At 61.8% G+C, this 19226-nt stretch carries 17 protein-coding genes; 6 read left to right on the top strand and 11 right to left on the bottom strand.

Annotated elements, in window-relative coordinates:
- Nucleotides 1-3 precede the first annotated feature (3 nt).
- The 3 genes from CTR55_RS13010 to CTR55_RS13020 all read left to right on the top strand — a co-directional run bounded on the left by CTR55_RS13010 (nucleotide 4) and on the right by CTR55_RS13020 (nucleotide 4693).
- Nucleotides 4-2733, top strand: a complete 2730-nt coding sequence (locus CTR55_RS13010) for a fimbria/pilus outer membrane usher protein (RefSeq protein ID WP_296286744.1) — start codon at nucleotides 4-6, stop codon at nucleotides 2731-2733.
- 91 nt (nucleotides 2734-2824) lie between these two features.
- A complete protein-coding gene (locus CTR55_RS13015) occupies nucleotides 2825-3898 on the top strand; it encodes a fimbrial protein (RefSeq protein ID WP_296286745.1) in 1074 nt (357 codons plus the stop codon).
- A gap of 291 nt (nucleotides 3899-4189) precedes the next feature.
- Nucleotides 4190-4693, top strand: a complete 504-nt coding sequence (locus CTR55_RS13020; protein ID WP_296286746.1) for a fimbrial protein — start codon at nucleotides 4190-4192, stop codon at nucleotides 4691-4693.
- Nucleotides 4694-4778: 85 nt separating this feature from the next.
- Here the strand turns inward: CTR55_RS13020 and CTR55_RS13025 are convergent, their stop codons facing one another.
- The 3 genes from CTR55_RS13025 to arfA form a co-directional block, all read right to left on the bottom strand.
- On the bottom strand, nucleotides 4779-6041 hold the full coding sequence (locus CTR55_RS13025; RefSeq protein ID WP_296286747.1) for a lytic murein transglycosylase: 1263 nt from the start codon (nucleotides 6039-6041) through the stop codon (nucleotides 4779-4781).
- Between the two features lie 282 nt (nucleotides 6042-6323).
- Entirely contained in the window at nucleotides 6324-6623 is a 300-nt protein-coding gene (locus CTR55_RS13030; RefSeq protein ID WP_296286749.1) for a hypothetical protein, read from the bottom strand.
- A gap of 72 nt (nucleotides 6624-6695) precedes the next feature.
- Complete coding sequence (gene arfA, locus CTR55_RS13035; protein ID WP_296286750.1) at nucleotides 6696-6848, bottom strand: alternative ribosome rescue factor ArfA; 153 nt, start codon at nucleotides 6846-6848, stop codon at nucleotides 6696-6698.
- Nucleotides 6849-7037: 189 nt separating this feature from the next.
- Between arfA and CTR55_RS13040 the strand changes: the two genes are divergently transcribed.
- Nucleotides 7038-7388 (top strand): YciI family protein, encoded by a 351-nt coding sequence (locus CTR55_RS13040; RefSeq protein ID WP_296286751.1) that lies wholly within the window; start codon nucleotides 7038-7040, stop codon nucleotides 7386-7388.
- Between the two features lie 188 nt (nucleotides 7389-7576).
- On the opposite strand, the gene holA is transcribed toward CTR55_RS13040, so the two are convergent.
- The 3 genes from holA to leuS form a co-directional block, all read right to left on the bottom strand.
- Complete coding sequence (gene holA, locus CTR55_RS13045; RefSeq protein WP_296286753.1) at nucleotides 7577-8614, bottom strand: DNA polymerase III subunit delta; 1038 nt, start codon at nucleotides 8612-8614, stop codon at nucleotides 7577-7579.
- A gap of 36 nt (nucleotides 8615-8650) precedes the next feature.
- Entirely contained in the window at nucleotides 8651-9265 is a 615-nt protein-coding gene (gene lptE, locus CTR55_RS13050; RefSeq protein WP_296286754.1) for an LPS assembly lipoprotein LptE, read from the bottom strand.
- A gap of 79 nt (nucleotides 9266-9344) precedes the next feature.
- Nucleotides 9345-11966: a leucine--tRNA ligase gene (gene leuS, locus CTR55_RS13055; RefSeq protein ID WP_296286755.1), complete on the bottom strand. Its 2622-nt coding sequence runs from the start codon at nucleotides 11964-11966 to the stop codon at nucleotides 9345-9347.
- A gap of 235 nt (nucleotides 11967-12201) precedes the next feature.
- Between leuS and CTR55_RS13060 the strand changes: the two genes are divergently transcribed.
- Nucleotides 12202-12633: a hypothetical protein gene (locus CTR55_RS13060; RefSeq protein ID WP_296286757.1), complete on the top strand. Its 432-nt coding sequence runs from the start codon at nucleotides 12202-12204 to the stop codon at nucleotides 12631-12633.
- Nucleotides 12634-12679: 46 nt separating this feature from the next.
- Nucleotides 12680-13438, top strand: coding sequence for a YdcF family protein (locus tag CTR55_RS13065; protein ID WP_296286758.1), 759 nt, complete (start codon nucleotides 12680-12682; stop codon nucleotides 13436-13438).
- Nucleotides 13439-13572: 134 nt separating this feature from the next.
- Here the strand turns inward: CTR55_RS13065 and lnt are convergent, their stop codons facing one another.
- The 5 genes from lnt to miaB form a co-directional block, all read right to left on the bottom strand.
- Nucleotides 13573-15105 carry an apolipoprotein N-acyltransferase gene (lnt, locus tag CTR55_RS13070; protein WP_296286760.1) on the bottom strand — a complete coding sequence of 511 codons (1533 nt, stop codon included), beginning with the start codon at nucleotides 15103-15105 and terminating at the stop codon, nucleotides 13573-13575.
- Between the two features lie 258 nt (nucleotides 15106-15363).
- The gene (locus CTR55_RS13075) at nucleotides 15364-16203 is read right to left on the bottom strand and encodes an HlyC/CorC family transporter (RefSeq protein WP_296286761.1); all 840 of its coding nucleotides are present in this window, start codon (nucleotides 16201-16203) and stop codon (nucleotides 15364-15366) included.
- 19 nt (nucleotides 16204-16222) lie between these two features.
- Nucleotides 16223-16684, bottom strand: a complete 462-nt coding sequence (ybeY, locus tag CTR55_RS13080) for an rRNA maturation RNase YbeY (RefSeq protein ID WP_296286763.1) — start codon at nucleotides 16682-16684, stop codon at nucleotides 16223-16225.
- Nucleotides 16677-17681, bottom strand: a complete 1005-nt coding sequence (locus tag CTR55_RS13085; protein WP_296286765.1) for a PhoH family protein — start codon at nucleotides 17679-17681, stop codon at nucleotides 16677-16679. Before CTR55_RS13085 ends, ybeY begins: the two co-directional genes overlap by 8 nt.
- Before the next feature lie 104 nt (nucleotides 17682-17785).
- Nucleotides 17786-19123 (bottom strand): tRNA (N6-isopentenyl adenosine(37)-C2)-methylthiotransferase MiaB, encoded by a 1338-nt coding sequence (gene miaB, locus CTR55_RS13090; protein ID WP_296286767.1) that lies wholly within the window; start codon nucleotides 19121-19123, stop codon nucleotides 17786-17788.
- Nucleotides 19124-19226: the final 103 nt, after the last annotated feature.

Genomic DNA, 19226 nt, shown 5'->3' on the forward strand with positions numbered 1-19226 from the left:
ACCATGGATCTGAAGCACGGCACATACTTCCTGCAGTTCAGGCGGTCATCACTGGCTGCCGCAATCGCAGACCATGCGTCCTCGCCGGTCGCCGTTGGCTGCGGCCTGGTGGTGAGCGCCTTGCTGATGCTCGGAAGTGGCTCTGCCCTGGCGGCAGATACTGCCGATAAGGGTACGTCCCCCAGCACTCTCCATGATTCACCCTCCTTCGCCGCGTTCAACCCCAACTTCTTCGACAATGGCGGCAGCAGCCCCAGCGTGGATGTCTCGCGCTTCGAGAATGGCACGCCGGTGGAGCCGGGCACCTACCGGCTGGACGTCTACGTCAATGATTCCTGGATCGGTCGCATGCCGATAACTGCCGTAGCCAATGGCAGCGGCAAGGATGCGACCTCCCGATATTGTGTCAAGGCGGCGCAATTCCCCGAGCTGGGCGTCGCTGTCAGCAAGCTGCCAGCAGAGAACCAGAAACTCATCACCGGTGACTGCGTTGACTTCGCCGCCGTCGTCCCGGACGGCAAGATCGACGTCGACCTCTCCGAACTGACGGCCCGTGTGTCCATTCCGCAGCTCTACGTTGGCCGTCAGGTCCGTGGCTACGTGGACCCGTCGCAATGGGACGGCGGAGTAACTGCCGGTTTCCTCAACTACGACACCAACCTGTATCGCACCGACAGCCACGGCTCCAATTCCACCCAGAGCTATGCCGGCATCAACGCCGGCATGAACCTGTCCGACTGGCGCCTGCGCTACAACGGCACCTACAACCATGGCAAGACCGACGGTAGCCCAACGCAGAGCAGCTACCAGTCCATCAGCACTTATGCCCAGCGCGACATCACCAGCCTGAAGTCTCAGTTCACCGCGGGCCAGTATTACACTCCCAGCGACTTGTTCGATTCGGTGCCTTTCACCGGCGTCCAGCTGGCCAGCGACGACCGAATGCTCCCGGACTCCCAGCGCGGCTTCGCGCCAGATATTCGCGGTGTAGCCGAAACCAATGCGCGGGTGCGGATCAAGCAGGGTGAGAACGTCATCTACGAAACCACCGTGGCGCCCGGCCCATTCGAGATCAACGACCTGTTCAACACTGGCTACGCCGGCGACCTGACGGTAGAGATCACTGAAGCTGACGGTCGCGTGAAGTCCTTCCTGGTGCCCTATGCCTCCATTGGGCAACTGGTCCGCCCGGGCGTGTCCCGCTATAGCGCGACAGCCGGCCAATACCACGACAAGACCCTCGACCGTGAGCCGAACTTCGGCCAGGGCACTTACCAATACGGCCTCAACAACTTCATGACGGCGTACACCGGCGGCATCGTTGCCAACTCCTACCAGGCCGCCCAGGGTGGCCTCGCCTTCAGTACCCCGTTGGGGGCTTTAGCGGCAGACGTTACCCAGTCACATGCGACCGATCTGCCTACCGAGCGCTACGGCATCAAGCCCGACATGAGTGGCCAGAGCTACCGGCTGACCTACAGCAAGTTGCTGGAGGCCACCTCCACCAACATGACCATCGCGGCCTATCGCTTCAACAGTGAGAACTACTTGAGCTTGCAGGATTACGCCCAGGTGTGGGGCCGCTTGAGCGAGCGGTATGAGTTCGATCGACAGCGCAACCGCTACCAACTGACCCTCAACCAGCCAGTGGGCGAGCGCAGTTCCTTGTATTTCAGCGGCTCCAAGCAGAACTACTGGAACCGCAGCGATACCGACACCAGTTTCCAGGCCGGCTACAGCACTGGTTTCAGCTGGGGAACAGTCAACCTGAGTGCGTCGCGGACCAGCGTTGGCCGTTCGGTCAGCAACGGCAGAAATGACCAGAATGACAACCTGAACAGCGGTGACTACCAGAATACCTACATGCTCAGTGTCAACGTTCCAATTGGCACGGACAGTGGCAACCCCCTGTCGTTGACGACCAACGTCAACGCCACAGACAACAAGAACAACGCGGTCCAGACCACGCTCAGTGGCACCACGGGGGAACAACGCCAGCTCAGCTATTCCGTGTATGGCTCTGGCAACAAGACCGATGGTGATCGCAAGTACAACGGCGGCGGTAGCGTCACCTACAACTCGCCATACGCCGTCTACAACGCCAACGCCAGTGGCGGCGATGGCTACAAACAAGCGGGCGTGGGCGCGCGCGGCTCCATCGTCGTACACCCCGGCGGTATCAACTTCAGCCAGAACCAGGGTGAGACCCTCGCCGTCCTCGAGGCCAAGGGTGCCGAAGGCGCGGCCATCAACTCCAACGTCGGCGCCAAGGTGGCCAGCAATGGCTATGCCGTCGTGGGCGGCCTGACCCCATATCGCCAGAACGATATCGAGATCGACCCTAAAGGCACCTCCAAGGATGTCGAACTGCAGGTTACTTCCCAGAGTGTGGCGCCGCGCTTCGGCTCCATCGTCATGCTCAAGTACCCGACCGTGAGCGGTGTGGCGGTGCTGATGACCGTGAAGCGAGACGACGGTGAGGTTATCCCTCTGGGAGCCGAGGTGCTGGATGCCAAGGGTAATAGCCTGTCCATGGTGGGGCAGGGCGGCCGCATCTTCCTGCGGGGCTTGGAGCCTGCGGGAGAGTTGATGGTGAAGTGGGGGGAGGGCTCCGGGCAGCGTTGCCAAATCGATTACCAGTTGCCGCTTAACAGCAGCAAAGACACGTCGTTCCTAAAGGCCGATGCGACGTGCCGGGCAGTCCTGGAAAAGCCTGCAGTGGCTCTGAGGTGATTTACAGAATATCTCCGCTGAGGGGCTGATGCCATATTTCTGTAACAAGTATATTGAAAAGTAATTTCTATTATTTCTCTGAAATTGATACTTGGCTTCTGGACTTTGTACGGTCGATTTTTGTTTTGGTTTGGGGGTTAAGATGAGTAGGTTTATATTAATAATTGCGCTTTCTGTAGTTTCAATGAAAGTCTTTGCTGTCAATGGTTGTGTCGCGTATTCGGGGTTGCCCAATATAATTTCTTATCCGGGGGCAGTTGCCGTTTCATCAACATTGAAATATGGTGACCTGATACCAGGTACGCAGCGGCCGTTCTCAGTTTCAGGTGTTTGTAAGTTAGGGGCGAATTCTCCTGGAGCCCCGTTAACTGTTCAGATTGGAAGTAATATCGTAATCTGCACTATGACTGGCGGCTCCACGGAGATATCCCCGGGAATATACTCAACTGGAGTAACGGGGGTGGGGATGCGTGCGCGCGATAGTGCAGGCAATGCTATCTCTAATGCTACCTCACAGGCTTGCGCTTCTAGGATTTCCACTATTGGCTCCGGTGGTTCCTACAATTTTTCAGGAACTCTCGAACTGGTCAGGACGTCAGGAGCTATTCCGTCCGGTGCGACTTTGACGAAAGCTAATACACAATGGGCCTTTGGTGTATACAATACAGGCTTGGTTCTAAATAGCGACAACGGAAATATTTCTACGGGGAGTAGTAGTGTTTCAGCTTCGGGGAATATCGTGTTCCGATCGCTTACCTGTAAAGTCACTGCGCCGGCAGTGGTTACGTTGAAACAAACGCGATTGGCTTACTTTGTGAGTGTCGGAGATGTTGCAGGCTCAACTCCATTCAATATTGGCTTGCAATGCGACGACAACGCGACGGTTGGCATGACTATGGATGCAGCCCCAGGGTATAACGTTGTAGACCCTTCTACCGGGGTAATAGGGATTTCCCAGCAAGCGGGTAGTGCCAAAGGTTTCGGTCTACAAATCACGCGGGGTGATGGTTCAAATATGCCATTTCAGAAGCGTGTGCTTATGGGGGCTGCCGTTGCAAATGTCACGTCGAATTATGGGTTCAGTGCTCAGTACAGAAAAATATCCTCGACAACTTCTCCAGGGTTGCTCAGCAGCGCTCTCGTCCTCACCATGGACTATCAGTAGTTGTTATCAATAAGTTTTATTTGAGTGAAATGGTTTTCGATGCCTTGGTGGAAAGGTATCGCTCATTGGTGTTTGGTTGGCTTGGTTGTTTTCTATATTTTTGTGTATGTAAGCTTTCAGAAATTTCAAATTTTTAATGCGATGTTTCCCTGTGTTAATTGCGTTGATCCGATATTTTTAACGCGATGAGGGGTTTATGTTCTTTCTACTCATAAGCGGTCAGTCAAATCTTTGTTTGTCTAGGTTGGTATGGGTAATTGCAGGGTTATAACTTAAAAAGGAATCTCATGAATGAAGATGCTACTCGCAGCGGGTATCTTATGCAGTTTAGCGACCGGAACATTCGCCTACGATGCTCAAGTGAACATTGGGGGAGAGGTCACCACCGAATCCTGCAAGATCAACAACTCCACCACCGAGCCGGTGTCGATTGATGTTCCGCTGAGCAGCATCAACATCAGCGCATTGCCATCGGTGGGTAGTTGGGCGCAGAACACCAAGTTCGTAGTGTCCCTGACCGATTGTCCCGGTGCGGTCAATGTCGTCTGGGAGAAGTTCGCCAACGTCGATGAGAGCACTGGCGCGTTGATCAACACTGTCGCCGGCGGCACCAATGCGCAGATTCGGGTACTGGACCGAAGCTTCACGCCGATCAATATGAACAACGACACCGGTATCGCGGTAACCACCACGTCGGCGGATCTGCCGTATTACGCGCAGTACTACGCGAAGGTAGCCCCGGTAACGCCGGGCAAGATTTCCACCTTCGGTTACATCAGCCTGTATTACCAGTGATAGGCAGTTAACATCTGGCGCGTCATTCGGCGCTGGGTACGGCAAAGAAAAAGGCGTCCTTCGGGCGCCTTTTTCGTTCTCTTCGTCAGTTCGCGTTACGCAATTGCCGTAGCAGTGCCGGGGTGGGGTATCCGTCGGCTGGCTGGTCGATGGTCTGCTGGAAGGCGCGAATGGCCTTGCGCGTATTGGCGCCGATGATGCCGTCAACCGCGCCGGGGGCAAGGCCGCGATCGGTCAGGGTCTGTTGCAGCTCAATGCGTTCACTGCGGCTCAACTGGGCGTCTTGCACTGGCCAGCGTCCGGCCAACTGGCCGCCGCCCTTGAAGCTGTCGGCCAGCAGGCCCACAGCCAGGGCGTAGGAGGTGGAGTTGTTGTACTTGAGGATGGCGCGGAAGTTGTCCGTCACCAGGAACGCCGGGCCGCGGTAGCCCGCCGGCAGAACCAGGGAGACACTCGCCTGTGGGTCACTGGGCAAGGTGCCGCTGGCCGGCCGTACGCCTTGGCGCAGCCATTCGGCCATGGGTTTGCGGATGCTCATCTCCGCGAGCGAGTAGTCGAAGCCCTGCGGTAGGCGCACCTCGAAACCCCAGGTCTGGCCACGTTGCCAGCCGGAAGTCTTCAGGTAGTTGGCAGTGGAGGCCAGGGCATCGGAGGAGGAACCCCAGATGTCGCGCCGGCCATCGCCGTCGAAATCCACGGCGTATTGGTTGTAGGTGGTCGGGATGAACTGGGTCTGGCCCATGGCGCCGGCCCAGGAGCCGATCATGTTGCTGGCTGGCACGTCGCCGTGCTGAATGATTCGCAGCGCCGCGAGCAGTTGGTCGCGGCCAAAGTCCGGGCGACGGCCTTCGTAGGCCAGGGTAGCGAGGGAGCGGATGACGTTCTTGCTGCCCATCTGCTGGCCGAAGTTGCTTTCCATGCCCCAGATCGCCACCACGGCTTCGCGGTCGACACCATAGGTGATTTCGATGCGTTGCAGCACTTCGGCGTTTTCCAGCGTCCGGCCTTGGCCGTTGTGCACTCGCGCGGGGGAGACGGCGCTCTCCAGATACTGCCAGATGGGGCGGCTGAACTCGGGTTGGCTGCGGTCGGCGGTGACCACCGACTCGTCTGGTTCGATCCCTTGGAAAGCCCGGTCGAACGTCTGCGCGCTGATGCCAGCGGCGAGCGCCTGCGTGCGGAAGCCGTCACGCCATTGGGCGAAGCTCTGCGCCGGTTGCGCGTGTTCGGCTTCGGAGATTTTGGCCGGCGGCTCGGTGCAGGAAGTCAGCAGACCAAAGCTGGCCAGGGACAGAACGGCGGCGAGCAGACAGCGTTGGCCGACAACAGATGAAACAGGCTTGCGCATTGCTCTCCTCGGGAACTGGCAGGCGAGGGGCCACCTTAGCATGGCCACTGTGACGCGTCTGCGTTGGGCAGAAGCGGCGGGTGTGGAGATTCGATGGCGTGGGCGGGTGAAAATTCCCATGGTGAAGGGACGCTTGTCGGGCGGTGCACCGGATAGCCCTTGCAGGAGCGGATGTATCCGCGATCCGCCGGGAAGCCGTCGCGATGGGGCTGGGCCATCGCGGACGGAGTCCGCTCCTACGCCAACGAGCACAGGATGTTCGCAGGTGGGTTGGTGCAGCGGCTATTGCCGGGGCTTGCTGGCGGTTTCCTGATCGACCTTGGGAGCGTTCTGGTCCAGCTCCTTGAGCATGTCGTCGTAGGCGGCACAGTCGTCCGGACGCTGTTCGCTGGAGCGGGCCTTGTTCATTTTCGCGAGCTTTTCGTTGAGCTTCTGGGCGCGCTGGGGATCGCTGCGAGTGACTTCGGTGACCTTGGCGGCGACTTGCTTGCCCTTGGCTTCGGCTTCCTGTTCGGAGCAGAACGCATGGGCGGACAGGCTGAAGGGGAGGGCGAGTATGGCGATGATAAGCGCGGCTTTCATGGTTGGACCTCCAGGTGCGTGGCTGTCCGGTTGAAAGCGAGAGGGCGGGGTGGTTCAGGTTTTCTGAGGTTTTCAGGCCACCAGAAGCGAAGAAGCCTCCCAATTTCGGGAGGCTTCGCGGCGGTAGCTGCCTTTGCCTTTGAGTGGTTGTTCCTGGCGGCTGCGGAACAGCGGTTGTGCGACCAGGGACTTGGCCTTGTTCGGCCGTTTGGATTTCTTCGCCATCTGTCTTTCCTCGTGCGGTTTGCTTCCCGAGCGCCGGCTCAGTGCCGGCGCGGGCATCTTCCGCCTATCTGGCACGCTTGTCCATGCCGCTGGCCACCGGCGGGCAGACCAAGGTCGCACTGCGTCATTCGGGGCTAATCTGGGGCGGCGGACCTTTCTGGCATAACAGACAAGAACGAGGAAACGGTGATGAAGTTTCTCTGCATGATCTATTTCGACGAACGCAAGGTGGCGGAAATGCCTGAGGCGGAGCTACGCGGCATCGTCGACGAGTGCATGACATACAGCGAGCAGCTGCGGCGCAGCGGCCACTACATTGCGGCCAATGCACTGCTGCCGACGCCGACCGGGCGTACTCTGCGCGGGCAGGGTGAAAAGCTCATCGTTACCGATGGGCCGTTTGCCGAGACACGAGAGCAGCTGGGCGGCTTCTACCTGATCGAGGCGCAGAGCCTGGAGGAAGCCGAGCGTATCGCCGCGAAGATTCCGCCGGGGCGGCTGGGGGGTGTGGAGGTGCGGCAGGTGCGCGAGTGGGAGTGAGGCCGTATGCGGTTCGCGAGCAAGCTCGCTCCTGCCGATAGCGCGGAGGTGTCGTTAACAGGGGCGTGATCGCGGACGTGGCCTGCCTGCAATGTGCCAGCGGTAGCGGATTCATCCGAAATCCATCGCGGGGCGAACGTTTGTAGGATGGGGCAAAGCGATACCCATCGCTGGGTATCGCGGCGGGATCAGGCCGAGGGCAGGCTGATTCGCTGACCAGCGACCAGCAGAGCAAGGCGGGCGAGGCTGTTCCAGACGTTGCCGGGTGCCTGGCCCTTGATCTGGGCGTCGATCAGTTGGGCGTCCTGCAGCATCTGGTTCCAGCGTGGCGCGGTGTGCCGTTGCAGGGCTTTGCTCATCAGCGGGCGGCGCTTATCCCAGATCGGCGGGCGGCACTGGCTGAAGGCCTTGTCCAGCGGTACGCCCTGGCTGAACTGCTGGGCGAGGCTGGCGAGCACGCGGATCTCCCGGGCCAGGGCCCAGAGGATCACCGGCGGTTCTACGCCTTCGCCACGCAGGCCTTCCAGCATGCGTAGGCAGTGGGCGGCTTCGCCGTTCAGGGCGGCGTCGATCAGGCCGAAGACATCAAAGCGAGCGCTGTCGGCCACGGCGGCCTGCACGGTGTCGGCGTCGATCTGCTGGCCATCGGCGAGCAGCTTGAGCTTCTCGATTTCCTGGGCGGCGGCCAGCAGGTTGCCCTCGACACGTGCGGCGATCAGGTCCACCGCTTCCTGGCTGGCAGCGAGGCCTGCCTGGGACAGGCGCTGGCGAATCCATTGCGGTAGCTGGTGTGCGTCAATGGGCCAGATCTGGATGAACTGCGCAGCTTCACCGTCAATCAGTGCCTTGGCCCATTTGGTCTTCTGCGTGCTGCCGTCGAGCTTGGGCAGGCTGACCAGCAGGACGGTGTCTTCCGGCGGACGCTGCAGGTATTCCTGAAGGATGGCGCCACCCTTGTCGCCGGGCTTGCCGGAAGGAAGACGCAGCTCGATCAAGCGCTTTTCGGCGAACAGCGAGAGGCTGGCACCGGCTTCCAGCAGCTGGCCCCAGTCGAAGTTGGCTTCGGCGTTGAAGACCTGGCGCTCGCCGAAATCACGCTGACGGCAGGCGGTACGGATCGCGTCGCAGGCTTCCTGGCAGAGCAACGGTTCGTCGCCGCTGACCACGTAGACGGGCGCGAGATTGCCTTGCAGGTGCTTGGCGAGTTGTCCGGGATTGAGCTTCATAATGAAGAAGGGGCCGGTTGGCCGGCCCCTTGTCGCTTACTGCGCTTTCGGGAATTCGATCGGCGATTGCTGCGGCTGAGACTTGGCAGCCTCGTCCGCGGCCTTCATCGCATCCGCTTCGGCCTTGGCCTTGGCTTCCGCCTTGGCTTGCAGCTCCTCGAGCTGGACCGGGGTGATCAGCTGCAGGCGGGTAACCATCTGCTGGACCAGGTCACGGCGCATTTCGCTGCGAATCTGCTGGGCTTCCTGGTCGGAACCGATCAGGTTGTTCTCGTCCTGCACATAGACCTTGCGCACCTGGACCTGGTTGGCAACCAGCAGCAGGTTATCGGTACCACGGATCTCGTAGCTGAGGGTATTGGTCAGCTCGTTTTCCGCGCTGCGTGCGGAGCTGGTGTAGCTGACGGTACGGCTGGTCACGTCTTCGCGAGCGAGAATCAGGTGGTACGGCGCACGGGAGACGACTTTCACGCCACTGCCTTCAAGCACCTGCTTGAGTTGTGTGACGGTGTCGCCATAGGCGTTGCGCGCGCTCACGTCGATTTCCTTGAGCGCAAAGTTCGTATCGCCCAGGCCGCGCAGTTGGAAACCGCAGGCGCTCAGCACGCTGGCCAGGCCGATCAGCGCGAGGCTGGTCAGGATACGTTTCATCAAGCTTCCCTCACTCCTGTTGATCCGATATGCCCGTGGCGAAGGTGCCACGGGCGAATAGGTCTTTTCCAGCTTTGCTTTAGTTGGCGACGATATTGACCAGCTTGCCCGGCACCACGATGACCTTGCGGATGGTCAGGCCATCAGTGAAGCGCAGCACATTCTCGTTGGTGCGCGCTGCCGCTTCGACGTCTTCACGGCTGGCGCTGGCGGGCATTTCGATGTGGCCGCGCAGCTTGCCGTTGACCTGTACCACCAGTTGCAGGCTGTCCTGCACCAGGGCGGCTTCGTCGACCTGCGGCCAACTGGCGTCGATCACGGCGCCGTCCTTGCCCAGCTCCTGCCAGATCACATGGCAGATGTGCGGGGTGATCGGGGCGAGCAGCAGGGTGACGGTTTCCAGGCCTTCCTGCAGCAGGGCGCGGTCGGAGGCGGATTCGGTCGGGGCCTTTTCCAGCACGTTCATCAGGGTCATCACGGCGGCGATGGCGGTGTTGAATTTGTGGTGCTGGCCGACGTCCTGACTGGCCTGGCGGATGGCCAGGTGGATGGCGCGGTGAATGGTCTTCTGCGCATCGTCCAGGGCGGATTTGTCGACGGCAGCGGCAGGGCCTGCGTTGACGTGGGTCTGGGCAAGACGCCAGACGCGGCGCAGGAAGCGGTTGGCGCCTTCAATGCCGGAGTCGGACCATTCGCAGCTCATGTCTGGCGGCGAGGCGAACATCATGAACAAGCGGCAGGTGTCGGCGCCGTAGGCGTCGATCATTGCCTGTGGGTCCACGCCGTTGTTCTTGGACTTGGACATCTTCTCGGTGCCGCCGATTTCCACCGGCAGGCCGTCGGTCTTCAGGCGTGCGCCGATGACCTTGGCCTTGGCATCACGCTCGACTTCCACGTCCGCCGGGTTGAACCATTCCTTGCCACCGTTGGCGGCGACGCGGTAGTAAGTTTCGGCGACCACCATGCCCTGGGTCAGCAGGTTCTTGAACGGCTCGTCGGAGTCGATCAGGCCTTCGTCGCGCATCAGCTTGTGGAAGAAGCGCGCGTAGAGCAGATGGAGGATGGCGTGCTCGATGCCGCCGATGTACTGGTCGACCGGCAGCCAGTAGTTGGCGGCCTTTTTGTCCAGCATGCCGTCTTCGAACTGCGGGCAGGCGTAGCGGGCGAAGTACCAGGACGACTCGACGAAGGTGTCCATGGTGTCGGTTTCGCGCTTGGCCGGCTGGCCGCATTTCGGGCACTTGCACTCGTAGAACGACGGCAGTTTGGCCAGCGGCGAACCGGCGCCATCCGGCACGACGTCTTCAGGCAGGACCACCGGCAGCTGGTCGGCCGGGACCGGCACGTCGCCACAGGTGTCGCAGTGGATGATCGGGATCGGGCAGCCCCAGTAACGCTGGCGGCTGATGCCCCAGTCGCGCAGGCGGAACTGGGTGCGCTGCTGGCCGAGGCTCTTGGCGGCGAGGTCGGCGCCGATGGCGTCGAACGCAGCCTGATAGCCCAGACCATCGTATTTGCCGGAATTGACGGTAACGACGCTGTCATCCTTCAGGCCGTACCACTCTTTCCAGACGGTGGGCTCGAAGTCGTTGTCCGCACTGGCCTGGGCGATCACTTGCCGGATCGGCAGGGCGTACTTGTTGGCGAACTCGAAGTCACGCTCGTCGTGGCCCGGCACGGCCATCACGGCACCTTCGCCGTAGGTCATCAGGACGTAGTTGGCGATCCACACCGGCAACTTGGCGCCGGTCAGCGGGTGCTCGACGAACAGGGAAGTGGCAACGCCTTTCTTCTCCTGGGTGGCGATGTCGGCTTCGGCCACGCCGCCGCGCTTGCACTCGTCGATGAACGCCTGCAGCGACGAATCACGCTCGGCGGCCAGGGTGGCCAGCGGATGCTCGGCGGCCACGGCGACGTAGGTGGCGCCCATCAGGGTGTCCGGACGGGTGGTGAAGACCTTCATCTGGCCGGCTTCGCCGATGGAAGCCTGGTCATAGGGGAAGGCGATTTCCATGCCGCGGGATTTACCGATCCAGTTGCGCTGCATGGTCTTGACCTGTTCCGGCCAGCCCGGCAGGTCGTCGAGGCTGGACAGCAGCTCTTCGGCGTAAGCGGTGATCTTGAAGTAGTACATCGGGATTTCGCGCTTCTCGATCAGCGCGCCCGAACGCCAGCCACGGCCGTCGATGACCTGCTCGTTGGCCAGTACGGTCTGGTCCGCCGGGTCCCAGTTCACGGTGCCGTTCTTGCGGTAGATCACGCCCTTCTCGAACAGGCGGGTGAACAGCCACTGTTCCCAGCGGTAGTAGTCCGGCTTGCAGGTGGTGACTTCGCGGGACCAGTCGATCGCCAGGCCCAGGCTGTTGAGCTGGGATTTCATGTAGGCGATGTTGTCGTAGGTCCAGGCCGCCGGCGCGACATTGTTCTTCATCGCGGCGTTTTCCGCCGGCATGCCGAAGGCGTCCCAGCCCATCGGCTGCAGGACGTTCTTGCCCTGCATGCGGTGGTAGCGGCTGATCACGTCACCGATGGTGTAATTGCGCACATGCCCCATGTGTAGCTTGCCGCTCGGATACGGGAACATCGACAGGCAATAGAACTTCTCCTTGGTCGCGACTTCGTCGACGCGGAAGGAGCTGTGTTCGTTCCAGAAGTTCTGGGCCTGGGATTCGATCTCGAGAGGCTGATATTGCTCGTGCATGGCGCGATTTGAACCTGTACGGAAAAGAATTGTGCAGCCGAGGAGGTCGAGTGACCCTCCGCTTCACCGACCCTTGGGAAGACCCAGGCCGGGGGACTACAGAAAGCCTCGTAGCATACATGACCCCCACCCGAGCCGGTAGCCCGCGCCGTTTGTCGCACGCTCGGTGTGGCGCGGGGTGGGCCGCTAAGCTTTGCCTGAGGGCGGGAGGTTTCCGCCTGTCTTGAGGTGGCTGATGGCTGAGTTGCATCGCGCAAGTGCTTTGGGTTCCGGTCTCTATGAACGGTTGTTGCAACGGCTCGCACTGGCCCTGGATGAGGCCGATACTGCTGAGCGATTACGTGACGAATGCCCCATGGAGCTGGAGTTGCGCGGCCTGAGTAGTGCCGAGTTGGAGTTGATCAGGGCTTATCTCGACCAGGATGTGAACTGGCTTCGCGGCTGGCATGCGGCGGCGGAGGAGCTTGCGCTGCTGGAGCGCGCACCGAACCGCGCGCCACGGCCGGCCCGCCATCCCATACCTCCCAGTCGGCCGCGCCTGGTGCCGCGCCCGCAGCAGTTGCAATGCGCGCTGTGCGGCTCGCCGGTGGCCTGGAGTCGCCATCAGGGTGTGCTGCCCTGCACGTCCTGCGGTTCGCAGTTGTTCCGCAATGCGAAAGGACGCTGATATCCCCTCGATCCGTTAGGCTTGGCGCCTCGACAAGGAGTCGCCAATGCCGATCCGCTTCATCCTCAAACAGATTTTCATGCCGCCGGGACTGCTGCTTCTGTTGCTGCTCCTGGGCTTCGTGCTGCGCCGCCGCTATCCGCGTTTCTCGGTTTTCTGCTTCTTTTCCGGATTCCTCGGCCTGCTGCTGATGAGCCTGCCGGTGACCGTGGAGTGGGGCGCGCGCCAGCTGGAGCAGCAGGATCCGCTGAAGCAGGCAGAGTGGGCGGGGCTTGCGCAACGCGCCGACGCCATCGTGGTACTGGGTGCTGGCCGGGTGCGCGGTGATCGTGCCTGGGATGAGGACCAGCCCGGCCTGATGGCCCGTGAACGCATTCGCTATGCCGCTCGCCTGGCGAAGGCCAGTGGCTTGCCGGTGCTGACCTCTGGCGGGTTGCATTACGGTACGCCGCCTTCCGAGGCGCGGATCATGGCGCAGAGCCTGCAGGATGATTATGGCGTGCCGGTGCGCTGGGAAGAGGGGCGCAGCCGCACGACCTGGGAAAATGCGCGGTTCAGCGCCGACATGCTGCGCGAGGCGGGTATCAAGCGAGTGGTGTTGGTGACCAGCGCGATTCATATGCAGCGCTCGATCTGGAGCTTCGAGAAGGCTGGGCTGGAAGTGGTGCCGGCGCCTTCGGGGTACATCGGGACGGACGATGCCGTGCCGATGGGGGGTTGGTTGCCGGAGGGGCGGGCGATCTGGCAGAGCGGGCAGTTGCTGAACGAGGCAATCGGGTTGGTCGGTTATCGGTTGTTCTACTGATAGGGTCTGCGTGATGCGGTTCGCGAGCAAGCTCGCTCCTACAGGCGAGGTTCCACTCTTGTCGGAGCGAGCTTGCTTGCGAACCCGACTCTCCTCATGAAAAGGGCCTCGCAATGAGGCCCTTTTCGTTGGGATCAGCCGAACAGTCGGCGTTCTTCCGGGTGCGTACGGCGGCGTACCAGTGCCCACACCAGTAGCACGCCACTGAGGACTGCCAGCGGCCAGACGCGCCACTTCAGGTAGGGCGTGAGGCCCTGCATCGGCACCACTTCGCCGTGTAGCACACCTTGCTGGAACTGCGGGATCTGCACCGCCAGCTTGCCGTACGGGTCGATCAACGCGGTCACGCCGTTGTTGGTGGCGCGGACCATCCAGCGGCCAGCTTCCAGGGCACGCATCTGCGCCATCTGCAGATGCTGCAGCGGGCCGATGGAGGTGCCGAACCAGGCGTCGTTGCTGATGGTCAGCAGCAACTGGCTTTGCGCCGCGAGTTCGGCGGCGAATTCCGGGTAGACCACTTCGTAGCAGATGTACGGCGCCACGGAGTAGCCCTTGGCCTTGAGCAGCGGCTGGTCGGCCGGACCGCGGGCGAAGTCGGACATCGGCAGGTCGAAGAAGCTGATCAGGCCGCGCAACAGGTCCTGCAGCGGGACGTATTCACCGAAGGGCACCAGCTTCTGCTTGAGGTAGTTGCCGCTGCCTTCGCCGACCACGGTGATGCCGTTGTAGTAGCGAATGCCCTCGGCGGTCTTCTCGCGCATCGGTACGCCGGTAATCAGCGCAGCTTTCTTGGCGGTGGCCACGCCGTTGATCATCTCCAGGTAGCCGGTGGCCTGATCCTTGAGCACCGGGACGGCGGTTTCCGGCCACACGATCAGGTCGAAACCGTTCTGCTCGGCGGTCAGGTCGCGGTACAGCTCCAGTTGGTGGGTGATGGCCTTGGGGTCCCACTTCATTTCCTGAGCGATGTTGCCCTGCAGCGCTGCGACTTTCAGCGGTGCGCCGGCCGGGGTGGTCCAGGCGTGGCCCTTGTAGCCCAGGCCGACGGCCCAGGGGGCGATGAGCAGGATCAGGCCGGTGACCAGGCGCGCAGGACGTTGGGTCAGGGCGGGGATGTTGATGATCAGCGCGCCGCTCAGGGCGATGGCGAAGGACACCAGCCACACGCCACCCAGCGGGGCGAGGCCGGCCAGCGGGCCTTCCAGCTGGCTGTAGCCGGCGTAAAGCCAGGGGAAGCCGGTAAGGAACCAGCTGCGGAACAGTTCCAGCACCATCCACAGTGCAGCGAAAGCCAGGGCATCGCTGACCGGGGCGTTGTTGCGACGGAAGAAGCGCGCCCAGACCCAGGCAGGCAGGGCGAAGAAGAAGGCGACGCCGGCACTGAAGCCAGCCACCAGGAAGCCGGCCAGCGGCCCGGAGGCGCCACCGAAGTTGTGAATGCTGAAGTAGATCCAGCTGGTGCCGGCGATGAAGGCGCCGAAGCCGTACCACCAGCCGCGCCAAAGTGCCGAACCCGGAGTAGTGCCACGCAGGCCGAGGTAGAACAGGGCGAGGGATAGCACTGCCAGCGGCCAGTAGCCGAACGGAGCCAGGAACAGAGGAGTGAGCGCGCCAGCGGCCAGGGCGAGCAAGTGGCCTGGCAGGCCGGGGCGAGTGATCCAGCGCATCGGGAATCCTTGTTGCGGTTAAGCGATGCGCAAGAGTAATGGAGAGACGAACGGTAGGCTATGGGGATGCAAGCCAAAAGCCATGAGCTGACTGCGGCGGGATGCTGCAGGAAAGGTCGGGGTTGATTGTAGGAGCGAGCTTGCTCGCGAACGGCCGCCGCAGCGGAGTTGGTTCGCGAGGCCGAATCCGTTCCCTACGGATAACGGCATTCCCCACATCCCTGTGGGTCACAAGCTCGCTCCTACCGGTATCTACCTTTAGTCCTGTAGCGGTGTCAGGCGCAGCAGGTGCAGCCGGCGGCTGTCCGCGTTGAGCACGCGGAAGCGGAAGCCGCCCAGTTCGGTGGTTTCGTTGCGCTTGGGCAGGTGGCCGAAGGCGCTCATTACTACGCCGCCGACGGTGTCGAACTCATCGTCGGAGAATTCGGAACCGAAGAAGTCGTTGAAGGCTTCCACGGGGGTCAGCGCCTTGACGATGAAGTCACCGCTGGGCAGCGGCTTGATGTAGCTGTCTTCCTCGACATCGTGCTCGTCCTCGATGTCGCCGACGATCTGCTCCAGCACGTCCTCGATGGTCACCAGGCCAGCCACGCCGCCGTATTCGTCGATGACGATGGCCATGTGGTTGCGGTTGGCGCGGAACTCGCGCAGCAGCACGTTCAGGCGCTTGGACTCGGGCACGAAGGTGGCCGGGCGCAGCAGGTCCTTGATGTCGAAGGCGTGGTTCTGGTCGTGAAGGATCAGCGGCAGCAGATCCTTGGCCAGCAGGACGCCCATGATGTCGTCCAGGCTCTCGCCGATCACCGGGTAGCGCGAGTGCGCGGCTTCGATGATGGCCGGGAGGAAGTCGGCGGGTTTGTGCGTCGACTTGATGGAGATCATCTGCGAACGCGGGATCATGATGTCGCGGACCTGGAGGTCGGCTACCTGGATCGCGCCTTCGACGATGGACAACGCTTCGCTGTCCAGCAGCTTGTTGTCGTGGGCTTCGCGCAGCAGCTCAAGCAGCTCCTGGCGGTTTCTCGGCTCATGGGCAAAAGCCTGGGTGATCTTGTCCAACCACGACTTGTGCCCATTGCTCGATCGGTCTTCGCTCATCTTTCCTGCTCAGTGGCTTTCATTCTTCATCGGCCGCGTAAGGGTCCGGATGACCCAGTTCGGCCAGCAATTCCCGTTCCAGGCTTTCCATCTCCTCGGCTTCGGCATCATCGATGTGATCGTAGCCGAGCAGGTGGAGGCAGCCATGGATGACCAGGTGGGCCCAGTGGGCCTCGGCGGACTTGCCCTGTTCGGCGGCCTCGCGGGTGACCACGCCAGCGCAGATCACCAGGTCGCCGAGCAGCGGGATATCCAGCAACTCATCGGGAACATCGGCAGGGAAGGACAGTACGTTGGTGGCGTAGTCCTTGTGTCGCCAGGTGCGGTTCAGTTCGCGCCCTTCGGCTTCGTCCACCAGGCGGATGGTCAGTTCCGAATCATTCTGGCGCTGGCGCAGGGCCAGTTCGCACCATTGACGGAACTGCGCTTCGCTCGGTAGGCCGATCGCTTCGCAAGCGACCTGCAGGTCCAGTTCAAGCATGCTTGTTGTCCTGGCCTTCGGCGTTGCCGTGCAGACGGTTCTCGTAGAGGTCGTAGGCATCGACGATGCGCTGCACCAGCGGGTGGCGCACCACGTCCTTGGACTTGAAGTGGGTGAAGCTGATGCCGGGGACGTCGCGCAGCACTTCCATCACGTGCTTCAGGCCCGAACGGGTGCCTTTGGGCAGGTCGATCTGGGTAACGTCGCCGGTGATCACCGCGGTGGAGCCGAAGCCGATCCGGGTGAGGAACATCTTCATCTGTTCCATCGTGGTGTTCTGGCTTTCGTCGAGGATGATGAAGCTGTTGCTCAGCGTGCGGCCGCGCATATAGGCCAGCGGCGCGACTTCGATCACCTGGCGCTCGATCAGCTTGGCCACGGTCTCGAAACCGAGCATTTCATACAGCGCGTCGTACAGCGGGCGCAGGTACGGGTCGATCTTCTGCGACAGGTCGCCGGGCAGGAAGCCGAGCTTCTCGCCCGCTTCCACCGCTGGGCGCACCAGCAGGATGCGGCGGATCTGCTCGCGCTCCAGGGCGTCCACCGCGCAGGCCACGGCGAGGTAGGTCTTGCCGGTACCGGCCGGGCCAATGCCGAAGTTGATGTCGTGGTCGAGGATGGCCTTCACATAGCGCTGCTGGTTGGCGCCGCGCGGGCGGATGTGCGCCTTGCGGGTCTTGAGGGTCACCAGCGGGGCGACGGGCTCGACGAACAGTTCTTCCAGGCCGGACTCCTGCAGGAACAGGTGGACCATGTCGGGAGTCAGCTCGGTGCCGTTCTGCACTTCACGGTAGAGGCGCTGCAGCAGGTTTTCGGCCGCTTGGGTGCGCTCGGGCTCACCGACCAGTTCGAACTGGTTGCCGCGGTTGCGGATCTCGATGCCGAGGCGCTTCTCGATCTGGTGCAGGTGTTCATCGAACTGGCCGCACAGGTTGGCGAAGCTGCGGGCCTCGAAGGGCTCGAGCAGGAAACGATGGATATCCAGGGGGGCGTTCAAGGTGTTGTCTAAGTCGCCGTGCTCAAAAAGGGATGGTCGAAGAATAACCCCAGGCGAGCGAGTACGAAAGTTCAGTCGCCAATAGGGGGTTCATCGGATGGTTGTCAGTGACGTGCTTCCACCAGCGTGGCGCGCAGGGAATTGGGCAGCGCCTCGTAGATTTCCACGTCGACGAACTGGCCGATCAGACGCGGATTGTCGCAGCGGAAATTGACCACGCGGTTGTTCTCGGTGCGGCCCTGGAGCTGGCCGGGGTCGCGCTTGGCGTAGTCGGTGACGAGGATGCGCTGGACGGTGCCAACCATCCGTCGGCTGATCTCGAAGCCCTGGTGGTTCAGGCGGCTGTTGAGGGTCAGCAGGCGTTGCTTCTTCACTTCGTCCGGGGTGTCGTCCGCGAGGTCGGCGGCGGGGGTGCCCGGGCGCGAGCTGTAGATGAAAGAGAAGGAATAGTCGAAGCCGACGTCTTCCACCAGCTTCAGGGTCTGCTCGAAATCCTTCTCGGTCTCGCCGGGGAAGCCGATGATGAAGTCCGAGCTGATGCAGATGTCAGGCACCGCCGCCCTCAGCTTTCGGATGCGCGACTTGAACTCCAGTGCGGTGTGGTTGCGCTTCATCGCCGCGAGGATACGGTCGGAGCCGGCCTGCACCGGCAGGTGGACGAACTTCACCAGTTGCGGCACTTCGGCGTGGGCCGCGATCAGCGAGTCGGAGAATTCCAGCGGGTGCGAGGTGGTGTAGCGGATGCGTTCGATGCCATCGACCTCGGCCACCACGCGGATCAGCTCGGCGAAGTCAGCGACGCGGCCATCAAAGGTCGGGCCGCGATAGCCGTTGACGTTCTGGCCCAGCAGGGTGACTTCCTTCACGCCGTTCTCGGCCAGGTGGATCACTTCGGCCAGCACGTCGTCGAACGGTCGGCTGACTTCCTCGCCACGGGTGTAGGGCACCACGCAGAAGGTGCAGTACTTGCTGCAGCCCTCCATCACCGAAACGAAAGCGGTAGGGCCGTCGACACGCGGCTCGGGCAGGCGGTCAAACTTCTCGATTTCCGGGAAGGACACGTCCACCTGTGGTTTGCGGGTGGTGCGCGCGGCGTCGATCATCTCCGGCAGGCGGTGCAGGGTCTGTGGGCCGAACACCACGTCGACGTATGGCGCGCGCTCGCGGATCGCCGCGCCTTCCTGGCTGGCCACGCAGCCGCCGACGCCGATCACCAGGTTGGGGTTCTGCTGCTTCAGCGTGCGCCAGGCGCCCAGCTCGGAGAACACCTTCTCCTGGGCTTTTTCACGGATCGAGCAGGTGTTGAGCAGGATGACGTCGGCCTCTTCGGCCCTCTCGGTGATTTCCAGGGCCTGGTGTTCACCCAGCAGATCGGCCATGCGCGAGCTGTCGTACTCGTTCATCTGGCAGCCGTGGGTCTGGATGAAAAGTTTCTTGGCCATGGACTCTGTCTTGAGCTGGTTAAAAAATGACCGCGCATTATAAGCCTCGACGCCGGTCGCTACCAGCGGCGGCACTTGAGGGGTGGCTGTCTATGCTATGATG

Source organism: Pseudomonas sp. (assembly GCF_002796985.1).
In the GTDB taxonomy this organism is placed as follows: Bacteria; Pseudomonadota; Gammaproteobacteria; order Pseudomonadales; family Pseudomonadaceae; genus Pseudomonas.